Source organism: Acinetobacter sp. 809848 (assembly GCF_000581275.1).
GTDB lineage: Bacteria > Pseudomonadota > Gammaproteobacteria > Pseudomonadales > Moraxellaceae > Acinetobacter > Acinetobacter pittii.
This window is the reverse complement of the sequence record NZ_JEXG01000172.1, coordinates 1-765: the sequence shown is the minus strand read 5'-3', so window position 1 is coordinate 765 and position 765 is coordinate 1. Positions and strand designations below refer to the sequence as shown.

At 37.4% G+C, this 765-nt stretch carries 1 protein-coding gene; it reads left to right on the top strand.

All coding sequences use genetic code 11. The annotated features are described in order from the left end of the window. Window positions 1-415: 415 nt before the first annotated feature. Window positions 416-765 (top strand): TetR/AcrR family transcriptional regulator (locus tag J536_RS24620; protein WP_032064329.1); only part of this gene is annotated, 350 nt, incomplete at its 3' end.

Below are 765 nucleotides of genomic sequence, written 5' to 3'. Positions count from 1 at the left end.
CATCCCTGCGTGCCCCCTCTGCGGTAGGACGGGAGAGGGACACCTTCGGGTGTGCTGGCGTCTAACCAGTCTGTCAACCTTCTCTCGTTCTGCCACCATAATTATTTGACAGTAATTCGGTAGAACTTCTTTAGACATGAGGAGTCCTCTATGCGTACTAATTCTTTTTCTTTATTGGCTTTTGCCAAATTCTCTCTACCCATACCGCTTAAAAAGTCTTTAAAACGATGTAATCGACTTTAGGTTTCTACATCTTAAGAATCTTTACGACTAAAACATAGCAACAATAAACCAGAGATAGGTGAGCACACCATTATGGTGCAGCTTTCGCATGCCTGTATTTAGCACTCATTTTAAGAGTGACGGCATTTCTATCTCTTCTATTTACAACAAAAAATTATTTTAAGCGGTATACATGAAAAATTTAGAAGTTTCATTTAGAGCAACGCGAGCGCTTTATACAGCAGCGGATTTATTTAAACAATACGGCTTTAACAAGGTCGGTGTGGACCGAATTGTTAGTGAAGCCAAAATGACTAAAGCCACTTTTTACAACTACTTTCACTCAAAAGAAAGATTAATTGAAATGTGTTTATTAGTTCAAAAAGAGCATTTAAAAGAAAAAGTGAGGGCACTGAGCGAATCTCGTCAATATCCAGATTTGGCTCTTAAACTTAGACAAATTTACCTTTTACATGCGGACTTAAAAGGTGCGTATTATTTGTTGTTTAAAGCGATTTTTGAAATTAAAAAGCTTTATCCAAA